Annotated in this window: 21 protein-coding genes; 11 read left to right on the top strand and 10 right to left on the bottom strand. The window is 46.3% G+C overall.

Going from position 1 to position 23,287, the window contains the following annotated elements:
- Positions 1 to 143 precede the first annotated feature (143 nt).
- The 4 genes from PEB0122_RS04995 (at position 144) to pssA (ending at position 4,714) form a co-directional block, all read left to right on the top strand.
- Positions 144 to 1,151: a LysM peptidoglycan-binding domain-containing protein gene (locus tag PEB0122_RS04995; protein WP_075870059.1), complete on the top strand. Its 1,008-nt coding sequence runs from the start codon at positions 144 to 146 to the stop codon at positions 1,149 to 1,151.
- Positions 1,148 to 3,028: an ABCB family ABC transporter ATP-binding protein/permease gene (locus tag PEB0122_RS04990; protein WP_075870058.1), complete on the top strand. Its 1,881-nt coding sequence runs from the start codon at positions 1,148 to 1,150 to the stop codon at positions 3,026 to 3,028. The genes PEB0122_RS04995 and PEB0122_RS04990 overlap by 4 nt, the downstream gene beginning before the upstream one ends.
- A 120-nt stretch (positions 3,029 to 3,148) precedes the next feature.
- Positions 3,149 to 3,847: a phosphatidylserine decarboxylase gene (locus tag PEB0122_RS04985; RefSeq protein ID WP_075870057.1), complete on the top strand. Its 699-nt coding sequence runs from the start codon at positions 3,149 to 3,151 to the stop codon at positions 3,845 to 3,847.
- A gap of 6 nt (positions 3,848 to 3,853) precedes the next feature.
- On the top strand, positions 3,854 to 4,714 hold the full coding sequence (gene pssA, locus PEB0122_RS04980) for a CDP-diacylglycerol--serine O-phosphatidyltransferase (RefSeq protein ID WP_075915881.1): 861 nt from the start codon (positions 3,854 to 3,856) through the stop codon (positions 4,712 to 4,714).
- Between the two features lie 435 nt (positions 4,715 to 5,149).
- On the opposite strand, the gene PEB0122_RS04975 is transcribed toward pssA, so the two are convergent.
- The 10 genes from PEB0122_RS04975 to rpsF all read right to left on the bottom strand — a co-directional run bounded on the left by PEB0122_RS04975 (position 5,150) and on the right by rpsF (position 15,483).
- A complete protein-coding gene (locus tag PEB0122_RS04975; RefSeq protein WP_075915877.1) occupies positions 5,150 to 5,902 on the bottom strand; it encodes an SDR family NAD(P)-dependent oxidoreductase in 753 nt (250 codons plus the stop codon).
- A complete protein-coding gene (gene purF, locus PEB0122_RS04970; protein WP_075916258.1) occupies positions 5,902 to 7,392 on the bottom strand; it encodes an amidophosphoribosyltransferase in 1,491 nt (496 codons plus the stop codon). Before purF ends, PEB0122_RS04975 begins: the two co-directional genes overlap by 1 nt.
- 89 nt (positions 7,393 to 7,481) lie before the next feature.
- Complete coding sequence (locus PEB0122_RS04965; protein ID WP_075870054.1) at positions 7,482 to 8,060, bottom strand: CvpA family protein; 579 nt, start codon at positions 8,058 to 8,060, stop codon at positions 7,482 to 7,484.
- Between the two features lie 139 nt (positions 8,061 to 8,199).
- A complete protein-coding gene (radA, locus tag PEB0122_RS04960) occupies positions 8,200 to 9,600 on the bottom strand; it encodes a DNA repair protein RadA (RefSeq protein WP_075915875.1) in 1,401 nt (466 codons plus the stop codon).
- 5 nt (positions 9,601 to 9,605) lie between these two features.
- Positions 9,606 to 11,108: a replicative DNA helicase gene (locus PEB0122_RS04955; RefSeq protein ID WP_075915873.1), complete on the bottom strand. Its 1,503-nt coding sequence runs from the start codon at positions 11,106 to 11,108 to the stop codon at positions 9,606 to 9,608.
- 380 nt (positions 11,109 to 11,488) lie between these two features.
- On the bottom strand, positions 11,489 to 12,847 hold the full coding sequence (locus PEB0122_RS04950) for an SAM-dependent methyltransferase (RefSeq protein ID WP_075915871.1): 1,359 nt from the start codon (positions 12,845 to 12,847) through the stop codon (positions 11,489 to 11,491).
- A 247-nt stretch (positions 12,848 to 13,094) separates the two neighbouring features.
- The gene (rplI, locus tag PEB0122_RS04945) at positions 13,095 to 13,703 is read right to left on the bottom strand and encodes a 50S ribosomal protein L9 (RefSeq protein ID WP_075870050.1); all 609 of its coding nucleotides are present in this window, start codon (positions 13,701 to 13,703) and stop codon (positions 13,095 to 13,097) included.
- Positions 13,704 to 13,725: 22 nt separating this feature from the next.
- Positions 13,726 to 14,706, bottom strand: coding sequence for a DUF2232 domain-containing protein (locus PEB0122_RS04940; RefSeq protein ID WP_075870049.1), 981 nt, complete (start codon positions 14,704 to 14,706; stop codon positions 13,726 to 13,728).
- Positions 14,707 to 14,824: 118 nt separating this feature from the next.
- The gene (gene rpsR / locus PEB0122_RS04935) at positions 14,825 to 15,073 is read right to left on the bottom strand and encodes a 30S ribosomal protein S18 (RefSeq protein ID WP_075870048.1); all 249 of its coding nucleotides are present in this window, start codon (positions 15,071 to 15,073) and stop codon (positions 14,825 to 14,827) included.
- Entirely contained in the window at positions 15,073 to 15,483 is a 411-nt protein-coding gene (gene rpsF / locus PEB0122_RS04930) for a 30S ribosomal protein S6 (protein ID WP_075870047.1), read from the bottom strand. Before rpsF ends, rpsR begins: the two co-directional genes overlap by 1 nt.
- Positions 15,484 to 15,822: 339 nt before the next feature.
- Here rpsF and PEB0122_RS04925 point away from each other — a divergent pair, with 339 nt between their 5' ends.
- From PEB0122_RS04925 to PEB0122_RS04890, 7 genes are all read left to right on the top strand, one after another.
- Positions 15,823 to 16,407 carry an undecaprenyl-diphosphatase gene (locus tag PEB0122_RS04925; protein WP_075870395.1) on the top strand — a complete coding sequence of 195 codons (585 nt, stop codon included), beginning with the start codon at positions 15,823 to 15,825 and terminating at the stop codon, positions 16,405 to 16,407.
- 83 nt (positions 16,408 to 16,490) lie between these two features.
- Positions 16,491 to 17,435 (top strand): ACP S-malonyltransferase, encoded by a 945-nt coding sequence (gene fabD / locus PEB0122_RS04920; RefSeq protein WP_075915869.1) that lies wholly within the window; start codon positions 16,491 to 16,493, stop codon positions 17,433 to 17,435.
- A 15-nt stretch (positions 17,436 to 17,450) separates the two neighbouring features.
- A complete protein-coding gene (fabG, locus tag PEB0122_RS04915) occupies positions 17,451 to 18,188 on the top strand; it encodes a 3-oxoacyl-[acyl-carrier-protein] reductase (protein ID WP_075870045.1) in 738 nt (245 codons plus the stop codon).
- Positions 18,189 to 18,542: 354 nt separating this feature from the next.
- Positions 18,543 to 18,779, top strand: a complete 237-nt coding sequence (locus PEB0122_RS04910) for an acyl carrier protein (RefSeq protein WP_075870044.1) — start codon at positions 18,543 to 18,545, stop codon at positions 18,777 to 18,779.
- Positions 18,780 to 18,890: 111 nt separating this feature from the next.
- Positions 18,891 to 20,153 (top strand): beta-ketoacyl-ACP synthase II, encoded by a 1,263-nt coding sequence (fabF, locus tag PEB0122_RS04905; protein ID WP_075914688.1) that lies wholly within the window; start codon positions 18,891 to 18,893, stop codon positions 20,151 to 20,153.
- Positions 20,154 to 20,724: 571 nt separating this feature from the next.
- The gene (mltG, locus tag PEB0122_RS04895) at positions 20,725 to 21,750 is read left to right on the top strand and encodes an endolytic transglycosylase MltG (RefSeq protein WP_075916256.1); all 1,026 of its coding nucleotides are present in this window, start codon (positions 20,725 to 20,727) and stop codon (positions 21,748 to 21,750) included.
- 620 nt (positions 21,751 to 22,370) lie between these two features.
- On the top strand, positions 22,371 to 23,243 hold the full coding sequence (locus PEB0122_RS04890; protein ID WP_075915864.1) for a YicC/YloC family endoribonuclease: 873 nt from the start codon (positions 22,371 to 22,373) through the stop codon (positions 23,241 to 23,243).
- Positions 23,244 to 23,287 lie beyond the last annotated feature (44 nt).

The raw sequence follows: 23,287 nt of genomic DNA, 5'->3' as shown, positions 1-23,287 counted from the left end.
GTTTTGCCGTTTAATGAAATTCCCGTCAAGGAAAATTGGAAGATTGAGGAAAAGGATCAATTAAACGGGTTTGGTATTCCGTTTGTGTGGCAAATGGAATAGGACATAAAAAGTTTTTTATTGTGCTTTAAACAGGATTGTTCATGGCATTCTTTTTGTCGATGAAAAAATTTGCCGTAACTTTGACGCTCGCGGTTATCGCGGCGTTTGTTTTGTTTGTCGGCACTCTTCATGCTGACGAATTGAAAAATTCCGTTCAACACGAACAACTTGAAAGTCCGAGTTTCGAGAGTTTTATGTTGAATGATGAAAACTATGCCGTCATCGTCGGCAAGGCTCCCGCAAATGCCAAAGTCGAACTTATCGACGGAGCACGAAAACTTGGCGAGACAAATGCAGATGAAAAAGGCAGCTTTACACTGACATTGGAAAAAATCCTCGGTAAAGGACAATATCATTTTGTCTTGAGGGCAACAGATCAGTCAGGAAAATCATTCACGTCACTTGAAACAGTAACGGTCATTATTTCCCATAAGGGCGAAAACGGGATGACCGCTTTTATGAATGATCCGGCAGGCCCCTCGCGCTTTATTTCCGGGGCGCCAGCCATTATCAAGATAGGTAAAAAAACCGATAAAAATTTTGATGTAACCAGAATTACTTATAAAAACAGTATTTTGACAATTAGCGGGCAGGCTGAAAAGGATATGCAAGTCATTGCAACGCTTGGAAATATGCGCCTTGGAAGTGACAAGATTAATGATAGGGGAAGTTTTTCACTTTCCCGCTTTGTGTCGCTCTTTTCGGGTGACCATGTTTTTCGTGTTGATCTATTTAATGACAGTGGCGAAAATGTCGGTTCGTTAGCCATACCTTTTCGTATCGACGAGCGTTATCGTCCGGTCAATCAGCTTTATCGTGACGGCAAACCGGTAAAAACCGTTACTGTTGAAAAGGGGGATAGTTTATCGTCTATTGCTGAAAAATTTTACGGTTCGAGCCGCTATAGAGAAGCAATATACTCGGCTAATTCGGACGCTTTAAAAAATCGTGACCATGTCACAATCGGTCAGGAATTGATTTTGCCCGAGATAGACAACCTGCAAAAATCGAAAGCAACAACTGCTCAGACTGATTTGAAAGAAAAATGACAAAACCAAACAGAGCAAAAACCGTTTCGGCCGATTCCGGAAATACATTTCGTACTATCCTCAATCTTTGGCCTTATATGTGGCCGTCCGATAGGCCGGACCTGAAGCTGCGCGTTTTATGGGCAGTTCTCTATCTCGTTTTGTCTAAACTGGTTTTGATTTCGGTTCCGTATTTTTTCAAATATGCCACGAATGCTTTAAATGTCGATTATACACCACCTTCCTGGCTGCCAGCAATCTTTGCTGCACCGTTTATGATGGTTCTTGCCTATAATGTGGCACGAATTTTACAGGCTGGCTTAAACCAGTTACGTGACGCTTTGTTTGCGACGGTCGGTCAGCATGCTGTCAGGAGATTGGCCTACCAGACTTTCGTTCACATGCATGAACTGTCTTTGCGGTTTCATCTTGAAAGGCGAACCGGCGGTTTATCACGTGTGATAGAACGCGGGACAAAAGGTATAGAGGCGATTGTCCGCTTTTCAATATTGAATACAGCGCCGACCGTTCTGGAGTTCGCTCTCACTGCGCTGGTGGTCTACATCAGTTACGGTTGGCATTATATGAGCGTTGTCGCAATTACAGTTGGCCTCTATACATGGTTTACGATCAAGGCAAGCAATTGGCGCATTTCCATTCGCCGTCAGATGAACGAGTCCGATACCGAAGCAAATACGAGGGCAATTGACTCGCTTTTAAATTACGAGACGGTGAAATATTTCGGTAATGAAGACCTTGAGGCAAAACGCTTTGACAGCTCCATGGCGGGCTATGAAAAGGCAGCCATAAAAACCTGGATTTCATTGGGGTGGCTGAATTTCGGTCAGGCAGTCATATTCGGCGCCGGCATGGCAGTGATGATGTTGATGTCGGCATATGAAGTCATGCATGGCACGCAAACGCTTGGAGATTTTGTTTTCATCAATGCACTGCTTATGCAACTTTCAATACCGCTTAATTTTATCGGTTCGATTTATCGCGAAGTGCGCCAAGGTTTGACAGATATTGAAGCGATGTTTGATCTTCTGGATGTCAAACAGGAAGTGACTGATGCACCCGATGCAAAACCTCTCATCGTCAAAGAAGGCGAAATTCGCTTCAATCATGTCGAATTTTCTTACGATACAAACCGGCAAATCCTAAAAGATATAGATTTTTCAGTACCGGCCGGAAAAACCGTTGCCATAGTCGGCCCTTCAGGGGCGGGAAAATCGACAATTTCCCGGCTATTATTCCGCTTTTATGACGTCCAAAAAGGTTCGATTACGATTGATGGACAGGATATCCGTTCCGTTACCCAGAAAAGTTTGCGTCATGCAATCGGCATGGTGCCACAGGATACAGTGCTTTTTAATGATACAATCGCCTATAATATTCGCTATGGCCGTCCGGATGCATCGGATGAAGAAGTAAAAAAAGCGGCTGAAATGGCGCAAATAGGGGATTTTATCGCACAATTGCCAGATGGCTACCAGTCCATGGTCGGAGAACGCGGATTAAAGCTTTCAGGGGGCGAAAAACAACGTGTTGCTATTGCCCGTACGATTCTCAAAGCTCCACCGATCCTGATACTTGATGAGGCAACATCCGCACTTGATACTGCAACGGAACTTGAAATCCAATATGCACTTGATGTTGTGAGCCGCGGACGCACGACTTTGGTCGTCGCTCACAGGCTTTCCACAATCATCGGGGCGGATGAAATCCTGGTGTTGAAAGGCGGGCGGATTATCGAACGCGGCAAACATGATGAATTGCTCGCCAAAGGTGGCCTTTATGCTTCAATGTGGCACAAACAGCTTGAAGCTTCCAAGGCAGAAGAACAATTGCGCAAAATTCGAGAGGAAGATGAATTGGGCATTGTCTCCCATCATTGACAACTATCTTGCAGACAACGATGAAACAAACTATCGCTTTTTTCACTTTGATTGGATAAATAGGAACCGGCTTCGTGTTGAACGGGTGGGTACGGTGTAAGATAAATGGGGTATACGCGTATGAGCATTGTGAGATCGGTTCGTAACGGTTTTGCGCCCATCCATAAGGAAGGGTACCCGTTTATCGTCGGCTTCTTCATTTTGTCTCTTGTGCTCGGCTGGATATGGGATCCGCTTTTCTGGTTCGGTCTGGTTCTCACTATCTGGTGCATCTATTTTTTCCGCGATCCGGAACGGGTCACACCGATTGATATGAACCTCGTTATGAGTCCTGCTGATGGCCGCATTTCCTTCGTCGGTATGTTTATGCCGCCAAAGGAACTTGGCTTGGGCAACGAAGAAATGATGCGTGTATCGGTGTTCATGGACATATTTTCTTGCCACATCAACCGCATTCCGATGGATGGCGTCGTAAAATCGATTGTCTACCGTCCAGGAAAGTTCGGCAATGCGGAACTCGACAAGGCAAGCGATCATAACGAGAGAAACAGCCTTGTCATTGAAACCGCCCATGGCGATATCGGCGTTGTACAAGTGGCTGGTCTTGTTGCCCGTCGCATAGTATGCTGGTCGAAAGAAAATGAACCTGTGGTCGCAGGCAAACGGTTCGGTCTTATCCGCTTTGGCTCCAGACTTGATGTTTATCTGCCTGCTCATGTAAAATTACGGGTAGCAATCGGGCAGAAGGCTATTGCCGGTGAAACTGTTTTTGCTTCATTTGACAAAAGTGCGACCATAACAGACTTTAGACTGGATTAGATTTTAATGGAGAGTTCTTCGCCTTTTTCTTCTTTTGACCCCGAGGGACACAAAAATGATGATGTGAAGCCTCGCCGGTCAATTTCGATACGCTTTGTTCTTCCCAACGTCATAACGATTCTGGCGATATGCGCTGGTGTAAGCAGTATACGTCTGGCGTTTGAACACCGTTTTGAAACGGCGATTTTAATGGTTTTGCTTGCTGCTGTACTTGATGGTGTCGATGGGCGGTTGGCGCGTCTTATGGGCGGTGGTTCGTCATTCGGGGCACAGATGGACTCCTTGGCCGATGTGGTAAACTTTGGTGTCGCGCCGGCATTGATTGTCTATTCTTTTCTTCTCAATCAGGCTCATCAGGTAGGCTGGATAGCGGCACTTGTTTACTGCATAGCCTGTTGTTTGCGGCTTGCCCGTTTCAATGTCATGATTGATAACAAGCATATTCCGCGCTGGCAGAGGGAGTATTTTGTGGGTGTACCGGCTCCTGCCGGAGCGTTGTTGGTATTGCTACCCATATATCTTGGTTGCCTCGGTCTTGAACCGGGCGCCGGCTGGGCTTTGGTTTTCAGCCTTTATACGGTTGTTATCGCTTTTCTTCTCATTAGTCGTCTGCCTGTCTGGAACGGTAAAACAGTCGGTCAGCAATTGCGCCGCGATGTCGTTATACCCGGTATGCTTGTTGTTGTGATCTATGTGGGCTTTCTTGCTACTTACACGTGGCAGGTACTGCTCGTTACGGCTATCGGCTATATGGTATTTTTGCCATTCAGCTTGATCGCCTATCAAAAACGTTCGGTTCGAGAAGCTGCAAAAATAAAAGACGGTGTCGAAATGCCGGATGAAAACGAACAGGAAGATAAAGATTAGAATTCTGAGTCTCTTGCAGCCTGAAAACATGCGTAAAAATTCTTGAGTCTCCATGCTCTAATTGAAATCTCGGCGGAGTAAGCCGGATTTCGAGAACCAGAATGAAAAGTCGTTCTTCAAACCTGAAGCGCCTACTGATGTCTTAAAGCGTTTTCTAGAATTTTCCGGACCTTCCAGACGTCAAAATTCATGTTAGCGTGTCTCTATCTGTTCGGTATGACTTCTATTGTCATAAATAAAATGCGATGGAAATCTATGCCCTCGTTCAAGATTTTCGGGATATAAATCAAATAAAGCGGCGCCGTTTCAGCGATAGATCATATGCCACTGACACCGAAAATATTGTACGGTCTGCACCAGTAAAACGTGCAGACCGTTTTTTTAGATAATCCTTCAGAAAAACCGCATCTCATTATACAGCGCAGTACGGTTTTGCTAGTCGGGAACATGATAGATAAGAAAACGATTTTTACGGGCATCGAAAAAACGGCCCGTCTCTTCAAGATCGGGGGAAGCGAGCTGAACAATCTTGGCCGCAATTTCCTCGGCAGATGGCAATGTGTTCGGATCCTCTCCAGGCATGGCTTGCGCACGCATAGCGGTGCGCGTTGCGCCAGGACTTGCCATATTCACTTTAACAGAGGTGTTCTTCAACTCGTCAGCCCAACAGCGCCCCAACACTTCAAAAGCAGCTTTTGAAGCCGCATAAGGCCCCCAAAAAGCTCTTGGTTTATGCACAACGCCGGAAGAAAAAAGAATTGCGCGCGCACAATCCGACTTTTTTAAAAGCGGTTCGACAGCACGGATCAGGCGCCACTGGCTGATAACGTTGATTTCAAACACATCTTCAAATGTCTTGGCTTCGACATGAGCAACCGGCGAAATGGAACCCAAAACACCGGCATTGGCAACCAGAATATCAAGTTTATGCCAACGTTCGTTAATCTCGTTTCCCAATCTGTCGATGGCTTCCATATCATGAAGATCAAGTGGCACTAATGTTGCAGTGGAACCTGCTTTGACGATTTTGTCATCAAGTTCCTCCAATCCGCCGATTGTACGGGCAACGGCAATGATATGCGCACCGCGTTTGGCAAGTTCCAGCGCGAGATGGTAACCGATACCCCGTGAAGCACCGGTTACGAGGGCGACACGCCCTTTAAGGTCGAATGAAAGCATATTTTCCATTATCCCCCGCAATTCAACACAGAAAGCTTATGAACATTATCGGCGTTTTCTTCATCGACCAACCGTGTCGGATAATCGCCGGTGAAATAATGGTCGGTAAATTGGGGATCGGCATTATTCCTGACCTCACCTCCGACAGCCATATAAAGTCCGTCGAGAGACAAAAATTGTAACGAGTCAGCACCGATAAATTCACACATGGATTTCAAATCAGGAAATTGATTGGCAAGAAGTTTTGATGCTTCAGGAGTATCAATGCCGTAAAAATCGGGATAGAAGATCATCGGACTTGCCACGCGTATATGGACTTCTTTGGCTCCAGCTTCACGTAGCATTTGTACGATTTTGATTGACGTTGTGCCGCGAACAATCGAATCGTCAATCAGGATAACGCGTTTTCCTTCAATAACCGGGCGATTTGCCGAGTGTTTGAGTTTAACGCCGAAGGCGCGGATTTGTTGTGTCGGTTCGATGAATGTCCGGCCGACATAATGGTTACGAATAATACCAAGTTCGAACGGAATGCCGCTTTGTTGAGCGTAACCGATTGCAGCCGGTGTGCCTCCATCGGGAACAGGGACAACGACATCGCCATCACAAGGGGCTTCCTTGGCAAGATAAATTCCCATATTTTTGCGTGCATTATAGACGCTACGTCCGCCCATGATTGAATCCGGACGGGCAAAATAGACATATTCGAAAAGGCAAAGTTTTTCCGGTTTATGATCTTTTGGCTTGATCGTTTTGATTGTCACTTCTCCGTCTTTTTGGAGCTGACAGATAATAACCTCGCCATTTTCGACGTCACGGATATATTTGGCGCCGATAATATCAAGCGCGCAGGTTTCGGAGCAGAAAATAGGTTTGCCATCAAGTTCACCCATGACCAACGGGCGAATACCAACGGGGTCGCGAGCAGCAATAAGCTTTGAACGGGTCATTGCAATCATTGCGAAGCCACCCTCGATCTGGCGAATGGCATCGACAAAACGTTCGGATGATTTTGCATGACGCGAACGAGCAATGAGATGAAGGACAACTTCCGAATCCGATGTCGATTGGCAAATTGCACCTGATGCGATGAGCTGGCGGCGTATTGTGAGGCCGTTGGTAAGATTGCCATTATGTGCAATGGCAATGCCGCCCACTTCAAGTTCGGCAAAGAGGGGCTGGACATTGCGCAACGCCGTTTCACCCGTTGTCGAATAACGTGTGTGACCAATCGCGCGGTTACCGGGAAGATTGGCCAAGGTTTGCGGGTTGGTGTAATGGTCTCCAACAAGCCCCATATGCTTTTCCTGATGGAAAACGTGTCCATCATAAGAAACGATGCCGGCTGCTTCCTGTCCACGATGTTGCAAGGCATGGAGGCCAAGTGCTGTTAATGTCGCCGCATCGTCATGTCCGAGAATTCCGAAGACACCACATTCTTCATGTAACGTGTCATCATCGGAATAAAAATCCGGCTCACTTAAGACCTCATTCATCATTTCGACCATCCTGTTGAGATATAAATATACTCTTTATCAAAACACCCAATATAGGCAAAAATGGGTGGCATTATGCCACCCATTTAAATTCAGTCACCCGGTTGAGCCGGACTATCGCCAACACCGCTATCGGTATTGGACGGTTCATCTTTTTTCAGAACGCTCGAGGCTTTGTCAAAAACCCAATCCGGATCTTTGGGTAACAATTCCCAAATCTGGTTGCTCAAAGAATCAAGCATCGGTTTGGTTTTTGCGTCCTTGAGCCAGGGCGCCTGATCTTCCGGTTTGATTAGCTGGTTAACAAGCAACATGGCGATAACCATGATAAAAATTCCGCGTACAACACCGAAGATAAATCCCACTGTACGATCGAGCGCACCAATTCGGCTATCTATAATTACGTCGGCAATTTTCATTGTGATGATTGAAACAATGATGAAAACAACGACAAAGATGATTGCCAGACTGGCAATGAGTGCAATGGTCTTATTGGAAAGATAGGATTCCACAAAGGGCAGGAGGTTCTTATAAAGAAGCACAGCCGCAATAGCCGCAATGACCCATGATGCCAACGATAACACTTCCCGCGAAAAGCCACGTACCATGGCCAGAAAGGCAGAAAAGAGGATTACTACAATAACCAGGCCGTCAAGGGCTGTCATGAACATCAGGCTTGTCCTTAAGTTCGCTTCAATCGGCAAAATATAATGACAGTTTCGTCAATTATGTCTTCAATGCCAGTTTGCAAAACCAATATCAATATTTCCCGCACTTTAAAAGTATTAAGCCAGCCTTTTGTCCACAAACTCAATTCTGTGTTGAAGGCCAAGGCCGCCTTTTTCCGGAAGCAATTGCTGCAACAAGTTCAGGCAAGTCTGCAAAGCTTCTCTGCCTGAAAGACGGCGATTTGATGGTTTCTGTTGTGCCTGATGGCAGAATTGCACCTTTAAATCCGAGTTTGTCTGCTTCTTTCAATCTTTGACCGGAATGGGCAACCGCACGCACCGCTCCCGATAGACTGACTTCACCGAAAAAAACATAATTCGGCGGCAGAGCAATTCCGGCAAGGGAAGAAACAAGCGCTGCTGCTACTGCAAGATCGGCTGCAGGCTCCGAAATGCGATATCCGCCAGCAACGTTGAGATAAACATCATGCTGCCCGAAACGTACGCCGCAATGGGCTTCAAGAACCGCGAGAATCATAGAAAGCCGGTTGCTATCCCATCCAACCACGGCCCGTCTTGGTGTCCCGAGCGAAGTCGGTGCAACGAGTGCCTGTATTTCAACAAGGATAGGACGTGTCCCTTCCATACCGGCAAAAACCGCTGCACCGGGCGCATTGCTATTGCGTTCACCCAGAAATAATTCGGAAGGATTGTTAACCTCCCTCAATCCATGATCGGACATTTCAAAAACACCGATCTCATCTGTCGGACCGAAGCGATTTTTCACAGTTCTTAAAATTCTATACTGGTGTCCGCCTTCACCCTCAAAATAAAGCACGCCGTCGACCATATGTTCGACAACACGAGGGCCGGCGATTTGTCCATCTTTTGTGACATGACCAACCAGTACAACGGCGGCGCCCGTTTTCTTGGCAAAACGTATCATCGCTTGTGCTCCGGTTCTCACCTGTGTGACTGTTCCGGGAGAAGAATCGACAGCTTCAGACCAAAGTGTCTGTATGGAATCGATAATGACCAGATCAGGCTTTTTTGCATTTGTAAGCGTTGCGAGAATATCTTCGACATTGGTTTCGGCAGCAAGCTCGACAGCCGAATTGGCAGCCCCTAAACGTTGCGCACGCAAACGGATTTGAGCAACTGCTTCTTCACCGGAAACATAGATAACGTGATAACCTTGGTGCGAAAGCGCTGCTGCGGCCTGCGTCAAAAGTGTTGATTTTCCGATGCCCGGATCACCACCAACAAGCAGTGCCGACCCCCTCACAAAGCCACCGCCAGTAACACGATCAAGTTCGGCAATTCCCGATTTTATCCGTGGAGCATCTTCAATAGCTCCCGAAAGCGATGTAAGGGCGACAACACGCCCCTTACGGCTGCTTTTGGCGGGTCCGCCGCCAATGCCACCGCTGGTTCCTTCTTCGACAATGGTGTTCCATTCGCCGCATGCATCGCATTTTCCGGCCCATTGAGAATAGACTGTGCCGCAATTTTGACAGACAAACTGGGTGCGTGTTTTTGCCATTACAATCAGCCGAATTGCTCTGGTAGCTTGTCACTCTCGGCGAGATCCGAAAAGCGGGTATATTCGGCCTGAAACGCCAATCTTACAGTTCCCGTCGGTCCATGACGTTGTTTTGCCACAATCACCTCGGCCTTGCCGAAGACTTCTTCCATCTCGGCTTGCCATTTCATGTGTTCTTCACTGCCAAGCTTGGGCTCTTTGTTTTTGATATAATATTCATCGCGATAAACAAACAGCACGACATCGGCATCCTGCTCGATAGAACCGGATTCACGAAGATCGGAAAGTTGCGGACGTTTGTCATCACGTGCTTCCACCTGACGGGAAAGCTGCGACAAAGCAATGATCGGTATATTGAGCTCTTTGGCAAGCGACTTCAAACCGGTCGTGATTTCGGTAATTTCCTGAACACGGTTTTCCGACGCACGCTTCGAAACACCGGTCATCAATTGAACATAGTCAATCACCAGAACGTCGAGGCCATGCTGGCGTTTAAGCCGTCGCGCGCGGGCTGAAAGCTGCGCAATCGAAATGCCACCTGTCTGGTCGATATAAAGTGGCGCCTTCTGCAATCTTGTCATCGAATGGAGGAGTTTGGCAAACTGGTCTTCGGTAATATCACCGCGGCGGATTTTGGAAGACGATACTTCCGCCTGCTCGGAAATAATACGTGTTGCCAATTGTTCGGACGACATTTCAAGCGAGAAGAAACCGACGATTCCACCTTCATTCTCTTCTGCCGGAAGGTTGTTTTCTTTCGCTTTGATATAAGCATTGGCAATATTGAAAGCGATATTGGTTGCAAGTGAAGTTTTACCCATACCCGGACGACCGGCAAGGATGATAAGGTCGGAACGTTGCAACCCCCCCATTTGCTCGTCGAGTTTCTTGAGCTGTGTAGGAATGCCGGAGAGGCGGGAAGTGCGTTTTTTTGCAGCTCCCGCCATATCAATGGCTTTTTTCACAGCATCATCGAAACTTTCAAAGCCTCCACCATATTTACCAGTTTCGGCAAGTGTGAACAATTTTTGCTCGACATTTTCGATCTGTTTCGAAGGAGTAAGATCAATCGGTGCATCATATGCGGTATTGACGATCTCGTTTCCAAGATCAATCAAAGAGCGACGTGTATAAAGATCATAAATGGCACGGCCATAATCTTCTGCGTTGATGATGGTGACAGCTTCTGTCGCCATGCGAACAACATAGGTATAAACCGTCATATCGCCGATTTTTTCATCAGCCGGAATAAACGGCTTGATTGTGACCGGATTGGCAAGCTTGCCGTTTTTGATCATCTCGCTCAGAACAGCGAAAATTGTTTGATGTAAAGGCTCAAAAAAATGTTCAGGCTTCAAAAAATCGGACACGCGGTCGAGCGCATCATTATTTATAAGAATTGCACCGAGGAGAGCCTGTTCCGCTTCTATATTATGTGGAACCTGCCTGAACGGAAGTGCCTCGTCACCATTGGTTTGTCCGATGTTAAGAACTTTTGCTTCTGACATTAGTCTTTTGCTGCTCGCCTGAATTTTGTCGAATTGGAAAACCCGTCTACTTTACCCCATTGTGGGTAGTGATCGCCACTTTTTTTTCTGTTTCCTTGCATTTTTACCTGTTTCCCTCGTTCATCCCCGTTCAACACGTGGGAAAAGATAAGAAAAAGCACTGAACGCCACTATTAAAACCCATAAGGCTTGCTTGATGACAGGAAACGGCATTCCGGAAGACCAGGAAATAGCCTTCGCTTCAAGGAAAAATAGCGGTCTATAAAAAGAAAAAATGCCGCATGCTTAAGCACACACAGCATTTTTTTGATTTAAGATGGGGGGTGGATATAGTGCAAGGAAAGTGGCTTGAAAAGTCTGCTTTTTTGCAGCCACACGACCTATTTCTTTTCTTCTTTCGAAACTTTGGTTTTTCCGTGTGATTTTACAGGTTCCGGAGCAGAAGCACCGCTCGTTTTTTTTGCTGTTCCGGCAGTCTTCTTTTCATCTTTCCGGGTTGCTTCTATATTCGGGTCAGCGTCAATTTTTTTAAGTCTGGCTTCTTCTTCAATAATGTAATCGCGAGTCAAGGGAACAGCATCCTGCTTGTGTGCAAGCTGTATCTGGAAAACCATCATACCCTGCCAGCGGAAAGCGCTTTCGGATGCTGCGAGGTAGAATTCCCACATACGGCAAAAACGTTCGTCATAGAGTGCTTTTGCCTCGTCCCAGTGGGCAAGGAAAGCTTCGCGCCAAGCCTTTAATGTTTCGGCATAATGCAACCGTAATATTTCAATATCGGTAATGACAAGGCCACTTTTTTCAATGACCGGTATAACTTCCGATAATGACGGAATATAGCCACCGGGGAAAATATATTTGGCAATCCACGGATTCGTTGCCCCCGGTTCGCCCGACCGGCCAATTGAATGGAGAACGAAGCGGCCATCCGATTTCAACAATCTTTTGACATGGTCGAAATATTCTTTGTAATGGCCGATCCCGACATGCTCGAACATACCCACGGAAACGATCTTATCGAAGGCATCATTCAGTTTGCGATAGTCAAGAAGCAAAAATTTGGCTTTATCCTGAAGTCCCATATCTTTGGCGCGCTGGTTAGCAATGCCATGTTGCTCATGGGAAAGCGTAACACCTGTAACATTTGCACCAAGAACCCGTGCAAAATAAAGACCCAATCCGCCCCAACCGCAGCCGATATCAAGGAGCTTTTCACCTTGCTTGACTTGGAGCTTGGCCGCAAGATGCCGTTTTTTGGCAAGTTGTGCTTCGGCGAGACTGACATTTGGATTTTCAAAATAACCACATGAATATTGACGATCAGGATCAAGAAACATCTCGTAAAGTTTGCCTGACAGATCGTAATGATGTTCGACGTTTTTTGCAGAACGACGCAACGTATTCATCTGGACGAATCGTTTTGTCGCTGTGCGGATGAAATAGAACGCTTTCATCCACAATTCATTTTCTGCAATTGGACCGGTACTTTCAAAAATCGTTTCGAGTAGTGAATAAATATCACCTTTTATAAAAGTAAAACCGCCATCCATATAGGCTTCGCCCAGTTTCAATGCAGGGTCGAGCGCTACCTCGCGTTCCCATTTTGCCGATGTAAAGCGAATTTGAATCGGTGTGCCAGTCTGATCACCGAATTGGTATGTGACCCCGCGTGAATCGGTAATTGTCAAATTACCCTTGGTAATAATGTGGCTGGCAGCCGTCTTCAACAAAGCAAACATCTATCGAGTCCCATCTTTCATTCAATAATTCGGCCGCATGTTTACCCACAGAGGAGTGTTTAAATCAGCTCTCGAAAGTCTATTTCAACCGATGCACCGTTTATAGTGCCCATTTGTTAAAAAAACACCCGACCTTAAAGATCGGGTGTGTTCATTTTTTTTTGACATGTCAAGAAACAACTGTTCCAGACTACTGGGGCAGTGCGTCGCACTTGCAAGTCTTAACTTGTGAACCGACGCAAAAAGCTTATTCAGCTTCCTTTTCTTCAGCCTGTTCCTCGGCCTTTTTCTCTGCTTCGTGTTCGGCACCTTCTTCGTCAAAGACTTCTTCTGCCAAAGGCTGTTCTTCAATTCCGTAAATAGCCTCGATCGAAGTCAAATCCTCGCCGGCAGCCTGACGTTCAGCTTCTTCAGCAGAACGGGCAATATTGATGGTCACATTAACCTGTACTTCCGGGTGGAGATTGACAGCCACATTGTGAAGGCCGATCGACTTGATCGGGTGGTTAAGTTCAACTTGTGTACGAATGATAGAAAAACCGTCAGCGGTAATAACATCCGCAATATCACGTGTCGAAACCGAACCGTATAGCTGGCCTGTTTCACCGGCAGAGCGAATAACTACGAATGTCTTGCCGTCAAGCTTGTCAGCAACTTGTTGGGCTTCGCTCTTGCGTTCAAGATTGCGTGCTTCGAGCTGTGCTCTCTCATTCTCGAATTTCTTTTTGTTGGCCTCGTTGGCACGCAAAGCTTTTCCCTGAGGGAAAAGAAAGTTGCGAGCAAAACCATCTTTTACAGAAACGGTGTCGCCCATTTGCCCCAAACGGGCAATGCGTTCAAGAAGAATAACATCCATTTTAAATTCCTTTCAGCTGCTTTTATTGTTTTGTTTCACCGCGTTGGCGGCTTTCTTGAATAGTCGTCCAGATCCCCATCAAAAGCAGAATGAGTGATACCGGTAAGGTGAATACGAAAGTAAAAAGGGCAATGTAGACAAATCCGAGGATGAAAATGCGTCCACTCATGCCACGAGTGAGGTTGTGCAAATAAGCAAGTCCTGTCATTGAGATTGCCAAGGTAAAGGTTGTGTTGAAGACCGATGCGCACAGATTGAGAAATGTACCGAGCTCAAAAAAGGTGGCACCAAAGGCGACAATAAAAATTACCAGCGCGGGTATTGGCAGACGAAATTTTTTGGGCCAGTCATCGCGCGGGCGTGCAAGCCGTTTCATGCGCTGCGCACCGACAAGCGAAAAATACAAATTCCCGATTAGAAAAAGCACTCCATAAGTGGCCAGACTGCTTGACAACAAAGGAACGATATTGGTTACCAGAAAATCATGGAAGGTGATGATGTCGGCTTCCGATGCCGAATTGGTCTCGCGTAAGGAATTTGCAACAAAATTGGCAACTTCGCCCGCAATAATCGGTGTCGTCGGGTTGTTATGCAATATTGTGCCGATAATAACACAAATGATCGAGATAAAGCCTGTCAGTAAAAATATAACCGACGACAGCGGATACCATTGGACCGTGTGTCCTTCTTTATCTGTTTCGGCAAGTCCGAGAAGCCAGGAGCCATAAACAGCCGGAAGAAAAAACAACAAGGCAAAGCCGAGACCGATATAGAGATTTTGTGCAAATACCAGAACGATTGTTGCTGTGATAAGAGAAACGATACTGGCAGTTGTGCCCCAGCCGAATGCAACGATAAAAATCGGCAGAGTCATGAAGCAACCGAGTAGAAGTGCAAGTGGAGGAAAAACCAGAAAAAAGCTCATAATAGCTGTTGCAAGGACGGCAGCAAAGAGCCCGCCTAAAATACCCGCCGGAAACGTACTGGATTTTTTTTGCAACATTTGATCGCTGTCCTGCCTTTTTGCAGTTAGGGGCTGAAATAAACGCTCCAACTCCGGTTTTATTTAATCCTGCACCGAAAGCAGGAAAAGCAGCCGGCCGAGCCGGCTGCCTGAATTCTTACTTGACGACATAAGGCAGAAGGCCGAGGAAACGGGCGCGCTTGATCGCTTTTGCCAATTCGCGCTGTTTTTTCTGGCTCACTGCAGTAATGCGTGAAGGAACAATCTTGCCACGCTCTGAAATATAGCGCTGAAGAAGCTTTACATCCTTATAGTCGATCTTTGGTGCGTTAGGACCTGAAAACGGGCAAGTCTTGCGGCGACGATGGAAAGGACGACGGGTTGGAATCTGGCTAATATCAACCATTATTCATCTCCTTCATTGTTTGAATCATCGCGTGAGCGGCGTGGACGACGCGGACGATCTTCATCTTTGCCGTAACGGTCGTCACGATCGCGGCGAGAAAGCATAGCCGACTGGCCTTCTTCAAGCTCGTGAACGCGAACTGTCATGTAACGCAAAATATCTTCGTTGATGCGCATCTGGCGTTCGACTTCTGCAATTGCAGCTGCCGGAGCATCAATATTCATCAATGTATAATAGGCTTTGCGATTCTTGCGAATGCGATAGGTAAGTGTGCGCAAACCCCAATTTTCAATGCGCCCGACTTTGCCACCGTTGGCTTCAATGACGCCCTTGTAGAGTTCTACAAGTTGGTCGACCTGTTGCGGTGCAATATCCTGTCGGGCAAGGAACACATGTTCATAAAGAGCCATTGTTTTGCCTTTCTTCTGTTAATCTTTGTCGACTTTCGGCGCAGAGCCTCTGCGACTTGCCTATTCGGTCGAACCGAAGAAGAAAGGACGCGTGTTTCGAGACATTCGAGAGCGGAGACACGGGAGGCTTGAAACATTAATATTTCCTGCCGCTTTTAAAAGCGACCCTCCGTTCAACCCCCGGCCAAATGTCGACAATGAACGGGCGGTGTTTACAGGTTATTTGGAAAAATAGCAAGTGAGGAAAACAACTAAAATATGTTTTTGGGTTGGAAGAACGATGCTGTCGATATATGAGTGATGAAAATGCAAACAGCCAATTTTCGGAGTTCTGGCAAAATGGCTTTTCTGGAAAATATCGACATTCTCATTTTCAATTTCTTCGCCGCGACCCCGCAAACATCAACGCTGTTTGCATATTTCGGAATCGGATGTGCGAAATTTCTCATCTATTTTATTCCGTTTCATCTCATTATATTATGGTTTCTTGGTGGGCGGGGTGAAAGACAAGCGGCACTTTCCATTGTCATTTCTGTTGCTATAGCGCTGATTTTCAGTTTTATTATAGGACATCTTTGTTATCGACCGCGCCCTTTTGTGGCAGGAATCGTCAAAGCTCTTATCGAGCACAAGGAAAATGCTTCCTTCCCGAGCAATCATGCTTTAATTTTTACAATCTATGTTTTTTCATTATATTGGTATCGTTATAAACAAGTTGCACGCGTTGCACTTGTTCTAGGGGTACTCACTTGTTGGGGGCGCATCTTTACAGGTGTGCATTATCCTTCCGACATCCTTGGAGGGGTTGTTCTGGGACTTGTTATTTCCGTGCTTGTTATCCGTTTTCTTGTACCATTTGTACCGAAGTTTGTTTATGAGCTCCCTTATTCACCGAAAGGCAGGGGAACAGATTTACAAGCCTAATCCATGATGTTCGGCTTGACTTTATGCTGTTTTATAGGTCAAGACCTCCTAATCTTTGTTTTTAAGCCAGGGAGTATACTCTAATGGTTTGTGCATTTACGTTTCCCGGTCAGGGAAGTCAGACAGTTGGTATGGGCAAGGCCCTTTCGGATCAATTTCCTGAAGCGCGGTCAGTTTTTGAAGAAGTCGATGATGCTTTGGGCGAAAAACTCTCGTCGGTTATGTTTGAAGGGCCGGAAGATGTTTTGACATTGACCGCCAATGCGCAACCGGCATTGATGGCTGTTTCGATGGCTGTTATCAGAGTGCTTGAGAAAAATGGCCTTGATCTCAAGAACAAGGTTTCATTTGTTGCCGGACATTCTCTTGGTGAATATTCAGCCCTTTGTGCTGCAGGTACCTTTAGCCTTGCCGACACTGCGCGGCTACTTAGAACTCGTGGAAATGCTATGCAGGAAGCAGTTGCTGTAGGCGAGGGTGCTATGGCGGCAATTATCGGTCTTGAAGAAAACATTGTTGCAGAAATTTGTAGTTCGGTTCTTGGAGAAGGTGTTTGCGAGATTGCCAATGATAATGGCGGCGGGCAACTTGTTATTTCAGGAGCGACAAAAGCCGTTAATGCAGCGGTAAAACTTGCAACAGAAAAGGGCGCAAAGAGGGCCATTCTGCTTTCTGTTTCAGCCCCGTTCCATTCAAGTTTGATGCAGCCAGCTGCCGAAGCGATGCATGATGCTCTTCTAGATGTAAATAAACTTCCACCTAGTGTGCCGGTTGTTCCCAATATTTCTGTGAAACCGGAAACCGATCCGGATAAGATCATCGAACTGCTGGTTCGTCAGGTGACGGGTCGGGTTAGGTGGCGCGAAACTGTGGAATGGTTTGCTGCACATAATGTCGACACACTTTTTGAAATCGGTAGCGGAAAAGTTCTGACCGGGCTTGCAAGGCGAATCGACCGGAATTTGACCGGCCTGACCGTCGGAACAGCAGACGAGATAGAAAATGCCTTGAAGACACTTGGCGTATGATTGAGGAATTTGACGATGTTTGATTTGAAAGGGCGTAAAGCACTTGTAACCGGCGCAACCGGCGGCATAGGAGAAGCGATAGCTCGCGAGTTGCATGAACAAGGTGCAATAGTTGGACTTCATGGCACACGCGAGGAAAAGTTAAAAGCTTTGGCTCATGACCTTGGCGATAATTGCTTTATCTTTCCGGCAGATCTTTCCAAACGCGAAGAAGTAGCAGCATTGGCCGAAAAAGCAGAAAGCACGCTCGATGGCGTGGATATTCTGGTCAATAATGCCGGAATTACCCGCGATGGTCTTTTTGTTCGGATGAGTGATCGCGATTGGGATGATGTGTTGGCGGTTAATCTATCAGCCGTATTTTTTCTGACTCGAGCCTTGACACATCCGATGATGCGCCGTCGCTATGGCCGCATTATCAATATTTCCTCTATTGTCGGTGTTACCGGCAATCCCGGTCAAACCAATTATTGTGCAACGAAAGCCGGTGTCATAGGTTTCTCGAAATCTCTCGCTCAAGAAATTGCCAGCCGCAATGTGACAGTCAATTGCATTGCCCCGGGTTTTATTGAGTCGGCAATGACGGATAAACTCAATGACAAACAAAAGGAAACCATCATGTCTGCTATTCCGATGAAGCGTATAGGGACAACTAAAGATGTGGCAGCTGCCGCTATTTATCTAGCAAGCGACGAGGCGGCCTTTGTCACCGGTCAGACATTGCACGTCAATGGCGGAATGGCAATGATTTGACAAAAACATCCGTAAAGACTCGGGATTGGAGTTTTTACGGATGATAAAAATTGTGGCGTTGTCTTCTAAATTTTGTGCGTTGTGAGTGTTACCTTTAGAAAAAAAGGACACTATTTCGGCACAAAATGAAGAGAAACACGCGAATTATGGTAAAATATCTTTGCGTCTTGGCGTCGAGCATGGTAATTGGCGCCTTTAAGGCCGGTGAGTAAAACCGGTTGATCCCGTTATGGGATATCCACAGGGTGTGTTTGAAAACCTAAAAATGATAGGTGTAAATACATCTATTGCTTGATTAGATGAGCCCGTGCCGCTAACCAAGGCAGGGAAAACAACAAAAGTCGAGGATCCGACATGAGTGATACAGCAGAACGCGTCAAGAAAATCGTCATCGAACATCTTGGTGTTGATGCAAATAAAGTAACCGAAAACGCAAGTTTCATTGACGATCTTGGTGCCGATAGTCTTGACACCGTAGAATTGGTCATGGCTTTTGAAGAAGAATTCGGTGTAGAAATTCCGGATGACGCAGCCGAAACGATTTTGACCGTTGGCGATGCCGTCAAGTTTATTGATAAGGCTTCGGCCTGATTGACCGCGGAGGCAGAAACTGGAAAAAGGTTTTTGTCTCCTTTTATTTGTTTTACTCGTGAATGAACGGGTATTTTCGGGTTTAAAGTTGAACGATTGGGATTTGGAAGTATGAGACGTGTCGTCATTACCGGTTTGGGATTGGTTTCTCCACTGGCCGGCGACGTGGAACATAGCTGGAAACGGCTTCTTGAAGGCAAAAGCGGCGTTCGTCGTGTTACCGAGTTTGAAGTCGATGATCTTCCATGCCAGATAGCAGGCCGTATTCCGTTAGGTGACGGCAGCAATGGTACATTCAATGCCGATCTTCATATGGAACCCAAAGAGCAGCGCAAAGTCGATCCGTTTATTCTTTACGCAATGGGAGCAGCCGACGAGGCGCTCGACGACGCCGGTTGGCATCCGACAAGTGATGAAGACCAGATTCGCACCGGCGTTATGATCGGTTCCGGTATCGGCGGTGTCGAAGGCATTGTTGAAGCCGGGTATACATTGCGCGACAAAGGGCCAAGGCGCATTTCGCCATTTTTTATTCCCGGTCGTCTTATCAATCTCGCATCGGGTTACGTTTCGATAAAGCATCAGTTGCGCGGGCCTAATCATGCAGTCGTTACTGCGTGTTCTACCGGTTCACATGCGATTGGTGATGCTTCCCGTCTGATCGCGCTTGATGATGCCGATGTTATGCTTGCCGGAGGGACCGAATCTCCTGTCAATCGTATTTCGTTAGCAGGATTTGCTGCGTGCAAGGCACTTTCTACAGGCCGCAATAATGACCCTGAACATGCCTCGCGTCCATATGATGTTGATCGCGACGGATTTGTAATGGGTGAAGGTTCTGCCATTGTCGTTTTGGAAGAACTTGAACACGCCAAAAAACGCGGTGCAAAAATTTATGCCGAAGTTGTCGGTTACGGTTTGTCCGGTGATGCCCACCATATAACGGCGCCATCCGAGAGCGGAGAGGGGGCCGAACGGTGCATGCGCGCAGCCATTAAACGCGCCGGAATCGATCCGTCCGAAATTGACTATATCAATGCACATGGGACTTCGACCATGGCTGACACGATCGAGCTTGCGGCTGTCGAACGGGTCATGGGTGAAAACGCTTCAAAAGTATCAATGTCATCGACAAAATCGTCGATTGGCCATCTTTTGGGAGCAGCCGGTGCAGCGGAAGCTATTTTTAGTGTTCTTGCAATACGTGATAATATAGCACCGGCGACAATCAATCTTGATCATCCGTCTGTCGAGACGAAGATAGATCTTGTTCCGCATAAGCCGCGGGAACGCAAGATTGACACTGTTCTATCCAACTCATTCGGATTTGGTGGAACCAATGCATCCTTGATTATGCGGCGTTTTTCAAAATAATACACAATCTTGAGAAAAGTTCACCTTTTCTCCAAGTTCTGCAAATTTTGCCGCAATTTTGCGATAAGCGGTAAAAATCGGAAATTTATAGCAAACGGGATGTGTGCTTATGTCTGACGAAGAAAAGAAGATGACATCCGACAGGACTGAGTCTTTGACATCGAAGTCAGAAATAAAGCCGTCAGAGCCTGATGAACCGATAGCGTCGTCAGAGAAAAATTCTCCACGATCTGAAATCTCTCCGACATCCGAAACCCCTCCATTATCGGAAAATAGAGACAAAAATCCTGTTTCAGATTCAGAAAAGTCTGTCGGGGAAGCCGCTTTGCAAAGCGATCGGAACGTGAAAGAAGAGGGAGGTAAAGCAACCTCCGAACTTGTGAACGTATCATTCCTTCGAAAGAAAGATGCATCGGACCAGAACCCTTCGATTTTGCAAAATAGCGCACCTCGCGTCTCGGATGATCAATTGTCCGGGAATGATCAACAGTCCACTCCGATTGGAAATGACAAAGTTCCGGAAAAGCCAGATGATACAAACGGAGCAGACGGAAAAGCAGACGCAAAAAAAATAAAAGTCAAGCCGAGTCGGTCAAAAGTTGCCCGCAACCCTTTGATTATTCTAGGTAATTTTTTCGTTATGCTGGTGATAGTCATCATTCTGGCAATTACGATACCGATATATGTCGGAAAGAATATGTTTGTTGCGGCTGGTCCCCAATCGAACGAGCAAGTGGTTCTTATCAATCAGGGGGCCGGTATCAGAGAAATTGCTTCGATTCTCGAAAAACAGGGGTTGATAAGATCGGCAGATATTTTTGTTTACGGTGTTGGCTATCAGGATAAGGCAAGGCTTCTGAAGGCTGGTGAATATGCCATACCTGCACATGCTTCAATGAAGGATATCATGGATATTCTGGTGGAGGGAAAGTCGATTGAGCATGCGTTCACTGTTCCGGAAGGACTTACCGTCGCACAGGTTTTCGACCGTCTGGCAGCAAATGATGTTCTGGTCGGCGATTTACCAAAAGTTTTACCGCCAGAAGGAAGCTTAATGGCGAATACTGTCAATTTTATTCGCGGAACGACTCGCGAACAGATTGTCAAACGTTTACGTGACGGCCAACAAAAACTGGTTGCTGATATCTGGGCAAAACGTGCTCCAGATTTACCAATAAAAAATATCAAAGAGTTCGTAACACTCGCATCGATTGTTGAAAAAGAAACCGGTATTGCAACCGAACGACCACAAGTGGCTGCCGTTTTTTATAATAGGCTTGCCAAGAATATGCGTCTGCAATCGGATCCGACGGTTATTTATGGCTTGTTCGGGGGCAAAGGCAAACCTTCAGATCGGCCAATTTATCAATCTGATCTTGATAAAGACACGCCTTACAATACTTATAAAATAAACGGTCTTCCCCCCACACCGATTGCCAATCCCGGACGGGACGCCCTCGAAGCGGTGGCCAACCCGCCGAAGAGCGACGCGCTATATTTCGTGGCAGATGGTACAGGCGGACATGTTTTCTCCAAAACGCTGGACGAACATAATGCAAATGTGCGCAAATGGCGTGCGATGCAAAAAAATGACTGATTGGTTTTAACTGGTTCCGGATATTTTAAATTATGCCGGAAAATAGGTGCTTATCGGTTCTCGTTTCAAATTCAAGACTGTGTTCCAGCCGTTTTTTATTTTCCATAACGAGTTACCAAAGTAGGGGATGCTGGTTCGAATCGGCAGTTTATACACGTTTGGGTTTATGTTTTTTCGATCCAATCGGCTGCAATTTTTCGAACGCGTTTTTGATCTTTCCTTTTTTTACAGTCTGGTTAAAACGTTGATGTTCGGCGGCAGGAGGATGAATTGCCTTGTTTATATTTGATGTTATAAAAGCGGCACTTTAACCGGAACAGTATTAAAAAATGACAACAATCAAATTGCCAAACTATCGGGAAATATGCACTGCGCACGAAGTGTCTGGTCGCGATTGTTTTGCAGGTTATGGTCATTAACAGATTGTCGACACGTGCTATTGAATTCAAAATTCCGGCCATTTCAGTTAATAGGGAACTGCTCGAATGAGAGTCCATGAATTTTTTGAAGAGCATTGACGGTTGGGGTAAAAAGTCGATTTCGCCAATCGATTTGACGTCAAACAATTGCGCCAAGGGTTAAGCCCTATTTTTTACAGGAGTTTTTTTACATTGCAGAGTATGACAGGATTTGCCCGAGCGAGTGTGTCGACGGAAAGTGCCACAATTGTATGGGAAACTCGCTCGGTTAATGGCAGAAATCTTGATTTGAGATTTCGTTCGAATATTGCCATTGATGCTATCGAATATGAATTGAAGAAGAAGGCAGGAGATATTTTTGCACGGGGTAATATAAATTGTTTGCTTAATGTTTCTTTTTCGGCTGGAAGTAGTCACCCTCGTATCAATCAGGATTACCTTGATTGGGCTTTGAAATTTTCAAACGAACTGGAACAAGCTTATGGCATTCAGAAACCGACTATCGACGGATTGTTAGGAATAAAGGGCATCGTCGAATACGGAACGCCGGAAAACGAAACCATCGAAAATACCGATTTGAAGCTTGCGATTATCAAGGGGTTCGACGTTGCCCTTCACGATTTGACATTTGCCCGCGAAAAAGAAGGAGCAACACTCAATAAAATCCTGTCTGGACAAATCGATACAATCGAAACATTGGTAAGTGGAGCCAGAAACGATCCGTCGCGTTCGCGCGAAGCGATAAAGGAGCGACTAAAAACGCAGGTGTCTGCACTCCTTGACTCCAGTGATAAACTCGATGACCAACGGTTGGAAATGGAAGCGGTCCTTCTGGTAACCAAAGTAGATATTCAGGAAGAACTTGACCGGCTTGACGGACACATTGAGGCAGCAAGATATCTGCTTGGATTGAACGAACCTGTTGGTCGTCGATTGGACTTTCTGGCTCAGGAATTTAATCGCGAAGCCAATACACTGTGCTCCAAGGCGCATACAGCTTCTCTTTCGGCCGCAGGTCTGTCATTAAAGGCGGTGATTGACCAGTTCAGAGAACAAATTCAGAATGTCGAATAGACCGATGTTTTGAAATTTTGCGCCCTGATGGGGTCACGAAAAAT

The sequence above is a fragment of the Ditibartonella apis genome (assembly GCF_001952075.1).
In the GTDB taxonomy this organism is placed as follows: domain Bacteria; phylum Pseudomonadota; class Alphaproteobacteria; order Rhizobiales; family Rhizobiaceae; genus Bartonella; species Bartonella apis.
This window is presented reverse-complemented; position numbering and strand designations above follow the sequence as displayed.

Excerpts from the sequence above, each read along its gene's own strand:
- purF (WP_075916258.1), bottom strand. The coding sequence starts at position 7,392 with ATGATGAATGAGGTCTTAAGTGAGCCGGATTTTTATTCCGATGATGAC.
- PEB0122_RS04990 (WP_075870058.1), top strand. The coding sequence starts at position 1,148 with ATGACAAAACCAAACAGAGCAAAAACCGTTTCGGCCGATTCCGGAAAT.
- pssA (WP_075915881.1), top strand. The coding sequence starts at position 3,854 with ATGGAGAGTTCTTCGCCTTTTTCTTCTTTTGACCCCGAGGGACACAAA.
- radA (WP_075915875.1), bottom strand. The coding sequence starts at position 9,600 with ATGGCAAAAACACGCACCCAGTTTGTCTGTCAAAATTGCGGCACAGTC.
- PEB0122_RS04985 (WP_075870057.1), top strand. The coding sequence starts at position 3,149 with ATGAGCATTGTGAGATCGGTTCGTAACGGTTTTGCGCCCATCCATAAG.
- PEB0122_RS04965 (WP_075870054.1), bottom strand. The coding sequence starts at position 8,060 with ATGTTCATGACAGCCCTTGACGGCCTGGTTATTGTAGTAATCCTCTTT.
- PEB0122_RS04950 (WP_075915871.1), bottom strand. The coding sequence starts at position 12,847 with ATGTTTGCTTTGTTGAAGACGGCTGCCAGCCACATTATTACCAAGGGT.
- PEB0122_RS04955 (WP_075915873.1), bottom strand. The coding sequence starts at position 11,108 with ATGTCAGAAGCAAAAGTTCTTAACATCGGACAAACCAATGGTGACGAG.
- PEB0122_RS04975 (WP_075915877.1), bottom strand. The coding sequence starts at position 5,902 with ATGGAAAATATGCTTTCATTCGACCTTAAAGGGCGTGTCGCCCTCGTA.
- fabG (WP_075870045.1), top strand. The coding sequence starts at position 17,451 with ATGTTTGATTTGAAAGGGCGTAAAGCACTTGTAACCGGCGCAACCGGC.
- PEB0122_RS04910 (WP_075870044.1), top strand. The coding sequence starts at position 18,543 with ATGAGTGATACAGCAGAACGCGTCAAGAAAATCGTCATCGAACATCTT.
- fabD (WP_075915869.1), top strand. The coding sequence starts at position 16,491 with ATGGTTTGTGCATTTACGTTTCCCGGTCAGGGAAGTCAGACAGTTGGT.
- fabF (WP_075914688.1), top strand. The coding sequence starts at position 18,891 with ATGAGACGTGTCGTCATTACCGGTTTGGGATTGGTTTCTCCACTGGCC.
- rpsF (WP_075870047.1), bottom strand. The coding sequence starts at position 15,483 with ATGGCTCTTTATGAACATGTGTTCCTTGCCCGACAGGATATTGCACCG.
- PEB0122_RS04940 (WP_075870049.1), bottom strand. The coding sequence starts at position 14,706 with ATGTTGCAAAAAAAATCCAGTACGTTTCCGGCGGGTATTTTAGGCGGG.
- rpsR (WP_075870048.1), bottom strand. The coding sequence starts at position 15,073 with ATGGTTGATATTAGCCAGATTCCAACCCGTCGTCCTTTCCATCGTCGC.
- PEB0122_RS04890 (WP_075915864.1), top strand. The coding sequence starts at position 22,371 with ATGACAGGATTTGCCCGAGCGAGTGTGTCGACGGAAAGTGCCACAATT.
- PEB0122_RS04925 (WP_075870395.1), top strand. The coding sequence starts at position 15,823 with ATGGCTTTTCTGGAAAATATCGACATTCTCATTTTCAATTTCTTCGCC.
- PEB0122_RS04995 (WP_075870059.1), top strand. The coding sequence starts at position 144 with ATGGCATTCTTTTTGTCGATGAAAAAATTTGCCGTAACTTTGACGCTC.
- rplI (WP_075870050.1), bottom strand. The coding sequence starts at position 13,703 with ATGGATGTTATTCTTCTTGAACGCATTGCCCGTTTGGGGCAAATGGGC.